Here is a 13,116-nt window from a genome sequence, read left to right on the forward strand (position 1 = left end):
ACAGGTTCGCCAAACGGGAACCTGAAATTATAAAGGAGGGTGCTCTATGGCCCAGATGAATCTCCCAAGCATCACGTCAGGTGACGGCGGTCTTACCCGTTATCTGGAAGAAATTCGCCGTTTTCCCATGCTTGAGCCGCAGGAAGAATATATGCTGGCCAAGCGTTATCACGAACATACCGACCCCAAGGCCGCCCACAGGCTGGTGACGAGCCATCTGCGTCTCGTGGCCAAGATCGCCATGGGCTATCGCGGCTATGGCCTGCCGATCGGTGAAGTGATCTCGGAAGGCAATGTCGGCCTCATGCAGGCCGTCAAACGTTTCGAACCTGAACGCGGTTTCCGTCTTGCCACTTATGCCATGTGGTGGATCAAGGCCTCGATCCAGGAATATATCCTGCGTTCGTGGAGCCTTGTGAAGATGGGCACGACCGCCAATCAGAAGCGTCTGTTCTTCAATCTGCGCAAGATGAAGAGCAAGATTCAGGCGCTCGACGATGGCGATCTTAACCCGGATCAGGTCAAGCAGATCGCAACCAAGCTGAAGGTCAGCGAAGACGAAGTGGTTTCCATGAACCGCCGCCTGTCCGGTGACGCTTCGCTGAACGCGCCTTTACGCGCTTCGGAAGGTGAATCCGGCGAATGGCAGGACTGGCTCGTCGACGACAGCAGCAGCCAGGAGCAGGTGCTGATCGAGCAGGACGAACTGGAAAACCGCCGCTCCATGCTCGAGCAGGCGATGGATACGCTGAACGACCGCGAACGTCGCATTTTCGAGGCCCGTCGTCTGTCGGAGGATCCGATGACACTGGAAGACCTTTCCAGCGAGTTCGGCATCAGCCGTGAGCGCGTGCGCCAGATCGAAGTACGCGCCTTTGAAAAGGTGCAAGCCGCAGTGAAAGCCGCTGCCTACAAGCAGCAGAAGGCGCTGAACCATGTCGAGGAAGCGCACGCCTGAAACTGATAATCTGCTGATCCTTTACTGCCGCAAAGTGGGAGACCATTTTGCGGCAGAATTGTTTCAAAGCATTTCCAGCAAAAGTGCGAAGCGGTTTTGCGCAGGATAATGCGTGAGAAAATGAATAGATCGGGCTACTGATCCGGCTCGCCTTTCACCAGTTCGAACCCCTCATCGATCCAGCCCGTCATTCCGCCTGCCATGATCTTGACTGGCCTGTCGAGATTGGCGAGCCGCAAGGCGCCGCGCGCCGCACCATTGCAATGCGGTCCCGCACAATAGGTGACGAAAATCGTTTCCTGAGACCATTCCGCCATTCTGGACCCGATGATCTTGCCGTGCGGCAGATTGATTGCACCCGGTATATGCGCTTGATCGAAAAGCGCCGGGCTGCGCACATCGAGAAGCACGAAATCAACTCCCTTGGACAAGGCATCATGCACGTCCCAGCAATCCGTCTCGAATGCGAATTCGGCAGCAAAATGATCGCGTGCCAGCGCACTTGGTGCTGGTGAAATGGCTGTCACGGCTGATTTCCTGTCGGTCTTGGCAATAGTATCCACGGACGTTCTCCTTTGTCTTCGGTAAGATTTTCGCCCATTTGCCAATTCACTTGCAATTGGCACGATTGACAATATACGTAAAGATAATGACAAACCCAGCACGCGACCTCGAAGGCCCGCTTGTCGTAGCCCTTCTCTATGACCGGCTATGCACTTTTGAATTCGGCATCGTTGCCGAAATCTTTGGTCTGCCGCGGCCGGAAATGGGAACCAACTGGTATCGCTTCGCAAGTTGCCCGATCGAAAATGGTCCGTTGCGCGCGCATGGCGGGTTTGTCATCACTCCCGACGGCAGCCCCGACCTTATTGACGAGGCTGACATCATCATTGTTCCAGGCTGGAAAGGCGCTGACATTCCAGTACCAGAAGCAGTCAGCAAAAGGCTGCGTCGCGCCCACCGGCGTGGGGCGCGGCTTGCCTCCATCTGTTCCGGTGCTTTCGTGCTGGCAGCGACAGGATTGCTTGACGGCGGTTTTGCCACCACCCATTGGCGCTACGCCGATGCGCTGCGCAAAAGACACCCCGAGATCGATGTCGATGATGCATCGCTCTATCGCGAACATGATCGCATCTTCACTTCGGCTGGAAGTGCGGCGGGAATAGACCTCCTGATCGAAATCGTACGACAGGATTTTGGAGCCCTTGCCGCCAATTCCGTTGCACGACGGCTCGTCATGCCCGCTCATCGCACCGGCGGACAGGCACAATTCCTTGAGCGCCCGGTCACCAGGCGCGAAGGCACCGCGATCAGCCCGGTTCTGGACAGGATACGCGCCAATCTTGCCGCGGAATGGACCATCGAGCGCATGGCCGCTGCATGCCGGATGAGCCCACGCACATTCCTGCGTCGCTTTGCCGAAGCAACCGGTGCCACACCCGGCGACTGGCTCACCATGGAGCGTATAGCCGCTGCCAAGGAGTTCCTTTCTCAGGGACAGGCAAGTGTTGACGACATTGCCACTTCAGTCGGCTTTGGAAGCGCCCACACGCTTCGCCATCATTTTCGTCAGAAGATCGGCATCAGCCCGGCGGAGTATCGCAGGCGGTTTCTCACTGAAACCGTCACCCAACCGATATAAAACCGTCAAATAACTGTAATGGATTGGCTTTAGGGACGAGGGTGTGTTTCACCCAAGCCCGAAGGTCATCCCATGAAAAAGCTCCTGCTCGCCGCAGCTCTTGCGCTTACCACTGCAACCGCCGCGTCGGCTTCCGAATATGTCTCTTTCCTCGATTATCCGCAGAAGGAACAGGACGGGAAGGAGTTCTTCACGGCCGTTGAAATCCCGCAAGGCAGCTTCACTAAATACGAAATCGACGACAAGACCGGTCACATCGTCGTCGACCGCTACCAGTCCATGCCTGTGATCTATCCGGCCAATTATGGCTCCATCACCAGCACGCTTGCCGGCGACGGCGATCCGCTCGACGCGCTCATCTACACGCGTGAACCGATTGTTCCAGGCGCGATCATCAAGGTTCGCCCCATCGGGGTTCTGAAGATGATCGACGGTGGCGACCAGGACGACAAGATCGTCGCTGTCCCGACCTCGGACATCGATCCGACTTATGACAATATCAAGGAAATCACCGATCTGCCGAAGATCGAACAGCAGCGCCTCGAAGCCTTCTTCCGCGTCTACAAGCAATTGCCGGAAGGCCGCAAGGTCGTAGAACTGGGCGGTTTCGACAGCGCAGAGGCGGCGCAGAACGAAGTGGCCAAGGCCATCAAGGCTTTCGCCGAAAAAAAATAAACACTGTGCGATAGTGATCGCTTCAAAACAAAAAGGCCGCTTGAAGCGGCCTTTTTTCGTCTTTGCGAAAGGTATTAATTCGTACCGAGCACGTCGTTAAACACTTTCTCGCCCGGCACACCCTTTTCAAGACTGATAAGCGCGCGACGACCGTTGCGATAGGAGATTGGAATATCGATCCACTGCAGGCGGCGCATCAGCGAAAGATTGGTATCCTGCGCGGTACGAGCATCGTTCAGCCATACGATGAAGAAATTGTCGCCGATCTTCGACGGCACGGCGATCAGCGGATTACCCGCTGCCTGTTCCGTATCCTTGAAGGTGATACGCTGCACATTATCCACCACGCCACCGGAGAAGCCTTCAGGCACAGTGAACACGAGTTCGATCAGATGGCTCGCCGGGATAGACTGGTCCGTATTCTTGCGGATGGTCATCTTCAGCTCGACCTTGCTGGTCGGCATCGTAACGGTTGCACGCACTGCCGGTTCGGCGGGCTGGCCGTCTTCCGGGCTTTCCTCGATCGTGGACCAGACCACATTGCCGCGCTCAACCGAATCCGAACCGGCGCCGCCGCGTTCTTCATAAAGAAGCGCTTGCTGGCCAACAGCTACGGTCTGGTTCTGTCCGGGCTGCGCACCTGTCTGCGTATTCGTTTCGGCAGGCGCTGGCGTGGAGGCGGCAGTCGACGTGCCCTCGCCGATACCATTTGCACCAGCGGCAGGACCGCTATCGGTTTCGCTGCCGTCAGGCATCAGCCGCTGGGTCATTTTCGGCTCGCCTGCAGGCTGTTGCGGCTGCCCTGGCGTCTGCTCGCCACCTGTCGTCGCCGTGTTGGTGTCGGCCGGCGGCGTCGTGCCTTCGGGATGAGTTTCGCTATCGGAACCGGTCGCAGGCGCATCGCTGCGCCCAAGGCTCGATGCCAGTTCCTGAATCTTGTCCTTGTTGGCCCAGACCGCATAACCGGCACCGCCGACAAGCAGGACTGCAATCAGACCGGCGATCAGGCCCTTATAGGAGCGCTGTTCTTTCTTGGTCGTGCGCTCGATATACTCGCTGCGGCGAGCCTGAGCCTTTTCCTTGGCGCGGTCCAGTTTCCAGTCGTCGCTGCGCTCGGCGGCAAAAGCCGGTGCGTCGTCATCGTCGCTGAAAACGCCGTCGCGGCGCTCATCACGCGGCGCGCTGGAAAATGCGGGCTCGTCATCGTCATCATGCGACGGCGCGCGCGCTGCTGCATCCTGATTCGCCTCTTCCAGAAAATCTTCCAGCGCATCACCAACCGGTTCTACCGGCGTGTCAGCTGGCGGCGCGTAAAAAGCTTCAACCTCGGTAATAGCATCTTCAAGAATATTGCGTTGGCGGACAGCCACAGCCTGCGAGGCGTTCGCCGTAACAAGCTTTTGCTCGATCGTGGCGCGCGCTTTCGCGTAAACACGCTGGCGCAGTTCGGGCGACTTGTCCGCCTGCGCATCGATCGTCTTTTTCAGTACCGCTACAAAATCCGCCATTCCGTCTTACCCGGTTTCCGCCCGTCCAGATGAACAATAAGCACAGGATGCAATAAATGTCCCAATAATCACAATAATCAAGGGAAAGCAAAGTCTCCGGCTACGATTTAGCGAAGACTTTCAAAATGATGCGGTGAAATAGTGGCGAAACCCACCCTGTTGCGAAGCTTTGCGTGGCCTATTGCGTTCTTTGTACAACGGTCAAAATAAAATCGGAGCAGCTTCCGGAAAAGCTGCTCCGAACATATCAGTTTGTAACTGCAAACAATCAGTCGTGGAACGGGTCAGTGACGAGGATGGTGTCCTCACGTTCCGGGCTGGTAGACAGCATAGCCACCGGAGCGCCGATCAGCTCTTCGATGTGACGGACATATTTGACAGCCTGTGCCGGGAGGTCGTTCCACGAACGCGCACCTGCGGTCGTTTCCGACCAGCCCGGCAGCGTTTCATAGATCGGCTTCACGCGCGCCTGCGCACCCATCGAGGACGGCAGATAGTCGATGCGCTTGCCGTCGAGTTCATAGGCGACGCAGATCTTGATTTCGTCCAGACCGTCGAGAACATCGAGCTTGGTCAGCGCAATGCCGGTGATGCCGGAAGTACGAACCGTCTGGCGCACGATCACGGCATCGAACCAGCCGCAGCGACGCTTGCGTCCTGTCACCACGCCGAACTCATGACCCTTGGTGCCGAGGAACTCACCGATCTCGTCGTTAAGCTCGGTCGGAAAAGGACCTTCGCCAACGCGCGTCGTATAGGCCTTGGTGATGCCGAGCACATAGCCGATAGCCGTGGGGCCCAGGCCCGAACCGGCGGCCGCCTGGCCAGCAACCGTGTTGGAGGACGTCACGAACGGATAAGTGCCGTGGTCATTGTCCAGCAGTGCACCCTGTGCGCCTTCGAACAGGATACGGTCGCCCGCCTTGCGGCGTTCGTCGAGAACGCGCCAGACCTGATCGATATAAGGAAGGATCTGATCGGCAACCGAGTTCAGTTCCTTCAAAATGGTCTCAACTGCGATTTCTTCAAGACCCATGCCGCGGCGCAGCAGATTGTGGTGCGCCAGCAGACGTTCGACCTTCGGCTCAAGCGTTTCCGGCTCGGTCAGATCGATAACGCGGATGGCGCGACGGCCAACCTTGTCTTCGTAAGCCGGGCCAATGCCGCGCTTGGTCGTGCCGATCTTGAGACCCGAATTGGAGCCTTCACGCATGGCATCGAGTTCGCGATGAATGGAGAGAATGAGCGGTGCATTTTCAGCGATGCGCAGCACGTCAGGATTGATATCGATGCCCTGCGCGCGCAGCTTCTCGACTTCGGCGACAAAATGATGCGGATCGACAACGACGCCGTTGCCGATGACACTCAACTTGCCGCGCACAAGACCGGATGGCAGCAGCGAAAGCTTGTAGCTGACGCCGTCGATGACAAGCGTATGACCTGCGTTATGACCGCCCTGGTAGCGCACGATGACATCGGCGCGTTCGGACAGCCAGTCAACGATCTTACCCTTGCCCTCATCGCCCCATTGCGATCCGACGACAACCACATTTGCCATTGAAGAAACTCCTTGGCTTCTATTTGAAAATCCAAGGATCAAAGCGGCCCGGTCATCGCCAGTTAAGGCTACAGGGTGCTGATCCCTCGTCTCTATACAGATTGAAACGGGATTGCGCGACTCTTTCGTGCAAGAAATTCGCGATTTTTGAACACCGTCCGGAAAGAAGAGCGCTTAGGTCGCTTGAGATTCCGTTTATGGCGTGGCGAAAATGGTGAGATTTGAGAACCGGAGCGGAATGTACATTTTAGTACATGAGCACCGGAAGCGAAAAATCACGCCATTTGCAGACCGCCAGAATTGGAATATCTGCGACCTAGCCGGCGCGGACCATATAAAGTGCATCATCCGAGTAGCTCTTGAGCTTTTCCTCAAGCGCCGGGAGGTCGCGGACAACGAAACCCTTTTTCTCCCAGAAGCCCTGCGAGCCATTGACGGCAACGAGAGACATGGTGACGAAGCCGTCACGTTCGGCCTGCAAGGCCATCAGTTCAACCACGCGCGTGGCAGCACCGCTGGAACGGGCTTCGGGCAGGAGCGCGATATCGTGGATGTAATAGGTGTTGGTATCGTCCGGCAGTTCACCCAGAACGGCATTGAGCGCCGGAACAGCATCGAGCTTCCATGGATGGCTGATGCCATAGCCGAGGATTTCATTATCACGGGCAAGCACAAAGCAGCCTGCCGGATAGAGTTTGAAGCGGTCCCGGAAGACCGCCTCATCTTCGAAGAAATCGAGATGGACAACATTGGCAACCGCAGTCACGCTCGCAATATCCTGCTCGTGCATGCGCCGCCATTCCGGCTGTGCCATCTCTTCAACCATTTTCTCAAACTTCTCCGACGTTGAACTCAAGCGGTGTTGCCGCCTTGATTGCCTCTTGAGCCGTCAGTTCGTCAAGTGCTGCCTGTGGAATCTGTTCATCCACATAGAGCATGGCAATCGCGTCGCCCCCTGGATGATCGCGTCCAAGCGAGAAATTTGCGATGTTGATATTGTGCTTGCCGCAGATTGTGCCAAGCAGGCCGATCATGCCCGGAACGTCCTTGTTGGTGACGTAAAGCATGTGCGGACCGACCTCGGCGTCGAGATTGATTCCCTTGATCTGGATGAAACGTGCTTTGCCGTCCGAGAAGCAGGTTCCGGCGATGGAACGTTCACGCAAGGTGGTCTTCACGGTCAGCTTGATATAGCCGTCGAAGATGCCCGATTTGTCGCGCTTGACTTCCGAAACGATGATACCGCGTTCCTTCACCATGATCGGTGCGGAAACCATGTTGACGTCAGCAACCTGCGGACGGATAAGACCGGCCAGGGTCGCACTCAGCAATGCGCGCGTGTTCATGGTTGCTGTGGAACCATCGAACAGCACTTCCACTTCCTGGATCGGCTCGTCCGTGACCTGACCGACGAAAGCGCCGAGCACATCGGCAAGCTTCACGAACGGCTTGAGGCGCGGCGCTTCTTCCGCCGTGATCGACGGCATGTTGATGGCGTTGGAAACAGCGCCCTTCACGAGGTAATCCGACATCTGCTCGGCCACCTGAAGCGCAACATTTTCCTGCGCTTCCGAGGTCGAAGCACCCAGATGCGGCGTGCAGACGACATTGGGCAGCGAGAAAAGCTCGTTTTCCGTCGCTGGTTCCGTTTCGTAGACGTCGATACCGGCGCCTGCCACATGGCCGGATTTCAGCGCTGCCACCAGATCTTTTTCAACGATCAGGCCGCCGCGCGCGCAATTGACGATACGGACGCCGGGCTTGGTCTTGGCCAGGTTTTCCGCATTGATGATGTTGCGGGTCTTGTCGGTCAGCGGCGTGTGAAGCGTGATGAAATCGGCGCGGCCAAGCAGCTCGTCCAGCTCGACCTTTTCAACGCCCAGTTCCTGCGCGCGGGATTCGGACAGGAACGGATCGAAGGCCACCACATGCATCTTCAGGCCGATGGCCCGGATGGCGACAATCGAACCGATATTGCCGCAGCCGACGACGCCCAGCGTCTTTCCGGTGATTTCCACGCCCATGAAGCGGTTCTTTTCCCACTTGCCAGCGCGGGTGGAGGTGTCTGCCTCCGGCAATTGCCGTGCCACGGCGAACATCAGCGCAATGGCATGTTCGGCGGTGGTGATCGAATTGCCGAAAGGCGTGTTCATGACGATGATACCGCGACGCGATGCCGCCGGAATATCGACATTGTCGACGCCAATGCCGGCGCGACCGACGACCTTGAGGTTTTTAGCGGCTGCGATCAGCTTTTCCGTGACCTTTGTGGCTGAACGAACCGCCAGCCCGTCATAATTGCCGATGACTTCGAGAAGCTTTTCCTTGTCCTTGCCCAGATCGGGCAGATAGTCGACTTCCACGCCGCGATCCTTGAAGATCTGGACGGCAGTGGGCGAAAGCTTATCGGATACGAGAACGCGAGGTGCCATCGAGGCCTCCTTCAAACATTTTCAAACCATGCATTTCCTGCAGTATCGCAGACCGATCTGCTTCAGGAAATGCAGCACATAAGGGGGATGCGGACCGTGGCCGCCCCAACGCGGACCACGGCATCATGCATAAAATGCTCAGGCAGCAGCTTTCAGCGCAGCCTTCTGCGTTGCAAAAGCCCAATCCAGCCAATGCGTCAGCGCTTCCAGATCGGAGGCTTCCACCGTTGCGCCAGCCCAGATGCGTAGACCCGAAGGTGCATCGCGATAAGCGCCGATGTCATAGGCAACGCCCTCTTTGTCGAGCGCGGTTACTATGCCCTTGGCGAAAGCGGCCTGTTCGTCAGCAGATAAGGCAGTCACTTCCGGATCGACAATCGTAAAACAGATGGACGTGTTGGAGCGCGTTTCCGGCTTCACAGCCAGATTGGCAATCCACAGTGTCTTCGCGACAAAGCCGTCGAGAACCGCAAAATTCGCATCGGCGCGCGCAACCAGCGCATCGAGACCGCCGAGCGATTTCGCCCAATTCAGTGCATCAAGATAGTCTTCCACGCAGAGCATGGATGGCGTGTTGATGGTTTCGCCGACGAAGATGCCTTCGATCAGCTTGCCGCCCTTGGTCATGCGGAAAATCTTCGGCATCGGCCAAGCCGGCTTGTAGCTTTCCAGGCGTTCGACAGCACGCGGGCTGAGGATCAGGATGCCGTGTGCACCCTCGCCGCCCAGAACCTTCTGCCAGGAGAAGGTCACGACATCGAGCTTGGGGAAATCGAGGTGCTGCGCGAAAGCCGCAGAAGTGGCGTCGCAGAAGGTCAAACCCTTGCGGTCAGCAGGAATGAAATCACCATTCGGGACGCGCGCGCCCGACGTGGTGCCGTTCCAGGTGAAGACCACGTCGCGGTCGAAATCGACCTGCGAGAAATCGACAATCTCGCCATAGGGTGCTTCGAAAGTGCGGACATCGTTCAGCCTGAGCTGCTTGGTCACATCCGTGACCCAGCCCGAACCGAAGCTTTCCCACGCGACCATATCGACGCCGCGCGCGCCGAGCATGGACCACAGCGCCATTTCCACAGCGCCGGTATCGGAAGCCGGCACGATACCGATGCGGTAATCGGCAGGCACCTGCAGGATTTCGCGGGTAAGGTCGATGGCTTCTTTCAGCTTGGTCTTGCCGATTTTCGCGCGGTGCGAACGGCCAAGTGCCGCGTCGACCAGTGCATTCAGCGACCAGCCGGGACGTTTTGCACAGGGACCGGATGAAAAATTAGGATTAGCCGGGCGAACTGCCGGCTTCGCAATCGTCGTCATGTTGTTTCTATCCTCTCAGATAGCACGCGTCTCGTTGGGGAGACGTGGCCCACTGAGTGGGATATCCGAAAGCGCGTTTTTCATCAATACGCCTTTCGGGGAATATTTTCATCCAACTCGCCCGAATTGCTTCGGGCGAGTAGAATTTCTTTATCGCGCAACTGTTTCCACTTCAGCAGGCTCTTCTTCCATGCGCGCATAATAGCTTGCAATCAGCGCGCCGGAGATGTTGTGCCAGACGCTGAAAACTGCACTCGGCACCGCCGCCAGCGGCGAGAAATGCGCATTGGCAAGAGCCGCACCCAGCCCGCTGTTCTGCATGCCGACCTCGATGCTGATCGCCTTGCGCTTTGCCAGCGACAACCCGGCAAAGCGGGCGGCGAAATAGCCAAGAAGCAGGCCGCAGCAATTGTGCAGAACCACAACCACAAAGATCAGCAGGCCGGACTGCACGATCGCAGCCTTGTTGACCGCAACCACGGCTGCAACGATCAGCACGATTCCGACGACGGAAACGAGCGGCAGCATGGGAACCGCCGCCTTGACCAGACCCGGAACCAGTTTCTGCAGGATGAAGCCGAGCGCCAGAGGCAGAAGGATCACCTTCACGATGCTGATGAACATGCTCATCGCATCGACCGGCAGATACTGGCTGGCGAAAAACCAGACCAAAAATGGCGTCACGAGAGGCGCCAGCAGAGTGGTGACGCTTGTGCAAGCCACACTCAATGCCACATCGCCTTTCGACAGATAGGTCATGACGTTGCTGGCCGTTCCACCGGGGCAGCAGCCAACCAGGATGACGCCCGCGGCCACTTCCGGCGACATCGGGATGATGCGTGTCAGCAATACCGCCAGAAGCGGCATGATGATGAACTGTGCCAGCACACCGATGGCAACATCGAACGGCCTTTTGGCGACTTCCGCAAAATCCTTGCCGGAAATCGTCAGGCCCATACCGAACATGATGATGCCGAGCAGAACCACGATCCACGGTGCGAACACGCTGAACGTGGACGGCAGAACAAAGCCGAGAATGGCAAAGACAATGACCCAGACGGCAAACGTCCGGCCTACGAAATCTGAAAATGCTGCAATTGCTTTCATAAACCTCCCCTTTTCAGGACACGCATTCGACGCGTTCTGTCACCTGTAAGGAATCGGGCCGCACATGAAAGCGAAAAATTCGAAACCGCTAAAGCAATGAATTGCAAAGCGGGCCGTGAGGCCCGCCGCAATTACCAGGTCGTGAAACGCACACCGGCGCGCAATTGATGGGACTGAATGTCCTTGTCGCTGATCGTGGCACCTGCCGCACTTGCAATATCGGCACCCTCGATAACACCATAACGATAGCCAACATCAAGCTTGATATTGGATGCCACATCGATACCGACACCCGCCATAAGCGCCCAGGCGAGACGATAATCGTCATCCGTCTTGTATTCGCCATAGGCCGTATCGATGGAATAACGCACATTGGCAAAGCCGAGGCCTGCACCGAGATAGGGCGTGAAGCCAGAATAATTACCGAGATCGACATAGGCATTGGCCATCATGTCCCAGCTACGGACATCGACGTCATAATCGTCGAAGCTCTGTTTGGAATAGCCGAGCGTCACGTCGCCGCGCAGATTATCCGTGAACTGATAACCGATACCGATGGAGGGGACGACGTTCTTGGCCAGATCATAGCTTTGAGAGCCATTCCAGAAAGAGGTCTCTGTCTGGATCTTGACCTTGGACGAGAGGTTGTAGCCGACATCGCCGCGCAAATACCAACCGGATCCCACTTCGACTGGCTGCACCGGGGTGCCCGGCTCATAACCAACCATATCGAGATCGGCAGCAAAAGATTGCGTTGCGAAGCACAATCCGGCCAGCAAAGCAGCCGACGAACAGAAAGCACGCCAATGCATAGACATGATGAAATCCCCGCTTATGAATTCATCGTCATGTATGAATGAACATAGTTAAGATCGTATAAATATAGGGATATGTTTACTATGTTTCTAAATGAATAAGGCCCGGTTGACCGGGCCTTATTCCATCTTGTGATCTACTTTTATTTGTAAACGGGACCATCTACAATGGTCGAAGCCTGTTGCGGGGCATAGACTGGACCAGCGCCGCCAAACATATAACGCAGACCGACGCGCACATCATGCACATTCATGCCATTGTCGTGGCCGTCGCCAATCCACTGGTTGCCCTCGAACATCTTGCCACCGTTGATGTGGCGATAGCGATAGCCCGCATCGAGCTTAAGGTTCTGCGTCAGATCGACCGATGCACCGGCCATGAGCGCATAGGTAAAGCGCCAGTTGGCCGCGCCTTCCTGCGTGCCGCCATAACGAACATCGTCCAGATCGCCCCACTTCACCCGCGTGCCACCGATACCGGCGCCGATATAAGGCGTGAAGCCGGCGAAGTTACCGAGATCGACATAGGCATTGGCGAGAATGGAAAGAGCGGAGAACCGGCTGCGCTCATCGGAAGCGCAATTGATATCGCCGTTACAGGCCGAACCATAGGTGTGACCGTCGAATTTGGCACGGGTCATGTAGTCGACCGTTAGATCGGTGCGGAAATAGTCCGTCACCTGATAGCCGACACCACCGCCGACGAGGAACGAACCCTTCAGATCGCCATAAAGCGTGTTGCTGCCAAAGGTCGGCGAGCCGCCGCCGCAAGTCGCGCAATTATCGATGGTCGCGTAGTCGGCGTCCTTGAACTTGGCCTTGGAGTAACCGATATCGCCGCGCAGATACCAACCGCCAACGGCAGGCGGAGCGACAACAACTTCAGGAACAGGTTCGATGATATCGGCCGCGAAAGCGACGGGCCCTGCAGCCATCAGGGCAACCGATGCCGCCACACCGGCAAAAAGAATTTTCGTAAGACTTTTCATATGTCTGCCCCATCGGAGAATCGCGCCGCCGAAGGCGACGGGTACGGATATTTGAGGGGGAGACTATTCGGCAAAAGTTAAATACAACTTAACCTTGTTTTTTTACCAAGTTCATTAA

Annotated in this window: 12 protein-coding genes; 3 read left to right on the plus strand and 9 right to left on the minus strand. The window is 56.8% G+C overall.

Going from position 1 to position 13,116, the window contains the following annotated elements; translation table 11 throughout:
* Positions 1 to 46: 46 nt before the first annotated feature.
* On the plus strand, positions 47 to 958 hold the full coding sequence (gene rpoH / locus CQZ93_RS11295; protein ID WP_105542636.1) for an RNA polymerase sigma factor RpoH: 912 nt from the start codon (positions 47 to 49) through the stop codon (positions 956 to 958).
* Between the two features lie 134 nt (positions 959 to 1,092).
* Here rpoH and CQZ93_RS11300 read toward each other — a convergent pair whose 3' ends face one another.
* Positions 1,093 to 1,521, minus strand: a complete 429-nt coding sequence (locus tag CQZ93_RS11300) for a rhodanese-like domain-containing protein (RefSeq protein WP_105542637.1) — start codon at positions 1,519 to 1,521, stop codon at positions 1,093 to 1,095.
* Between the two features lie 86 nt (positions 1,522 to 1,607).
* Between CQZ93_RS11300 and ftrA the strand changes: the two genes are divergently transcribed.
* Positions 1,608 to 2,600: a transcriptional regulator FtrA gene (gene ftrA, locus CQZ93_RS11305; RefSeq protein WP_105542638.1), complete on the plus strand. Its 993-nt coding sequence runs from the start codon at positions 1,608 to 1,610 to the stop codon at positions 2,598 to 2,600.
* A 72-nt stretch (positions 2,601 to 2,672) separates the two neighbouring features.
* Complete coding sequence (locus tag CQZ93_RS11310; protein WP_105542639.1) at positions 2,673 to 3,275, plus strand: inorganic diphosphatase; 603 nt, start codon at positions 2,673 to 2,675, stop codon at positions 3,273 to 3,275.
* Positions 3,276 to 3,349: 74 nt separating this feature from the next.
* Here CQZ93_RS11310 and CQZ93_RS11315 read toward each other — a convergent pair whose 3' ends face one another.
* The 8 genes from CQZ93_RS11315 to CQZ93_RS11350 form a co-directional block, all read right to left on the minus strand.
* Positions 3,350 to 4,783 carry a transcriptional regulator gene (locus CQZ93_RS11315; protein WP_105542640.1) on the minus strand — a complete coding sequence of 478 codons (1,434 nt, stop codon included), beginning with the start codon at positions 4,781 to 4,783 and terminating at the stop codon, positions 3,350 to 3,352.
* Positions 4,784 to 5,051: 268 nt separating this feature from the next.
* The gene (locus CQZ93_RS11320) at positions 5,052 to 6,341 is read right to left on the minus strand and encodes an adenylosuccinate synthase (protein ID WP_105542641.1); all 1,290 of its coding nucleotides are present in this window, start codon (positions 6,339 to 6,341) and stop codon (positions 5,052 to 5,054) included.
* Between the two features lie 316 nt (positions 6,342 to 6,657).
* Complete coding sequence (locus CQZ93_RS11325) at positions 6,658 to 7,167, minus strand: GNAT family N-acetyltransferase (RefSeq protein ID WP_105542642.1); 510 nt, start codon at positions 7,165 to 7,167, stop codon at positions 6,658 to 6,660.
* 4 nt (positions 7,168 to 7,171) lie between these two features.
* Complete coding sequence (gene serA, locus CQZ93_RS11330) at positions 7,172 to 8,773, minus strand: phosphoglycerate dehydrogenase (protein ID WP_105542643.1); 1,602 nt, start codon at positions 8,771 to 8,773, stop codon at positions 7,172 to 7,174.
* Positions 8,774 to 8,911: 138 nt separating this feature from the next.
* Positions 8,912 to 10,087: a phosphoserine transaminase gene (locus CQZ93_RS11335; RefSeq protein WP_105542644.1), complete on the minus strand. Its 1,176-nt coding sequence runs from the start codon at positions 10,085 to 10,087 to the stop codon at positions 8,912 to 8,914.
* A 150-nt stretch (positions 10,088 to 10,237) separates the two neighbouring features.
* Positions 10,238 to 11,194, minus strand: coding sequence for a bile acid:sodium symporter family protein (locus CQZ93_RS11340; RefSeq protein ID WP_105542645.1), 957 nt, complete (start codon positions 11,192 to 11,194; stop codon positions 10,238 to 10,240).
* A gap of 131 nt (positions 11,195 to 11,325) precedes the next feature.
* Positions 11,326 to 12,012: an outer membrane protein gene (locus CQZ93_RS11345; protein WP_105542646.1), complete on the minus strand. Its 687-nt coding sequence runs from the start codon at positions 12,010 to 12,012 to the stop codon at positions 11,326 to 11,328.
* A gap of 140 nt (positions 12,013 to 12,152) precedes the next feature.
* Positions 12,153 to 12,998 (minus strand): outer membrane protein, encoded by an 846-nt coding sequence (locus CQZ93_RS11350; protein ID WP_105542647.1) that lies wholly within the window; start codon positions 12,996 to 12,998, stop codon positions 12,153 to 12,155.
* Positions 12,999 to 13,116 lie beyond the last annotated feature (118 nt).

It is taken from the genome of Ochrobactrum vermis (assembly GCF_002975205.1).
GTDB lineage: Bacteria > Pseudomonadota > Alphaproteobacteria > Rhizobiales > Rhizobiaceae > Brucella > Brucella vermis.

Excerpts from the sequence above, each read along its gene's own strand:
- rpoH (WP_105542636.1), top strand. The coding sequence starts at position 47 with ATGGCCCAGATGAATCTCCCAAGCATCACGTCAGGTGACGGCGGTCTT.
- ftrA (WP_105542638.1), top strand. The coding sequence starts at position 1,608 with ATGACAAACCCAGCACGCGACCTCGAAGGCCCGCTTGTCGTAGCCCTT.
- CQZ93_RS11310 (WP_105542639.1), top strand. The coding sequence starts at position 2,673 with ATGAAAAAGCTCCTGCTCGCCGCAGCTCTTGCGCTTACCACTGCAACC.
- CQZ93_RS11315 (WP_105542640.1), bottom strand. The coding sequence starts at position 4,783 with ATGGCGGATTTTGTAGCGGTACTGAAAAAGACGATCGATGCGCAGGCG.
- CQZ93_RS11320 (WP_105542641.1), bottom strand. The coding sequence starts at position 6,341 with ATGGCAAATGTGGTTGTCGTCGGATCGCAATGGGGCGATGAGGGCAAG.
- CQZ93_RS11325 (WP_105542642.1), bottom strand. The coding sequence starts at position 7,167 with ATGGTTGAAGAGATGGCACAGCCGGAATGGCGGCGCATGCACGAGCAG.
- serA (WP_105542643.1), bottom strand. The coding sequence starts at position 8,773 with ATGGCACCTCGCGTTCTCGTATCCGATAAGCTTTCGCCCACTGCCGTC.
- CQZ93_RS11335 (WP_105542644.1), bottom strand. The coding sequence starts at position 10,087 with ATGACGACGATTGCGAAGCCGGCAGTTCGCCCGGCTAATCCTAATTTT.
- CQZ93_RS11340 (WP_105542645.1), bottom strand. The coding sequence starts at position 11,194 with ATGAAAGCAATTGCAGCATTTTCAGATTTCGTAGGCCGGACGTTTGCC.
- CQZ93_RS11345 (WP_105542646.1), bottom strand. The coding sequence starts at position 12,012 with ATGTCTATGCATTGGCGTGCTTTCTGTTCGTCGGCTGCTTTGCTGGCC.
- CQZ93_RS11350 (WP_105542647.1), bottom strand. The coding sequence starts at position 12,998 with ATGAAAAGTCTTACGAAAATTCTTTTTGCCGGTGTGGCGGCATCGGTT.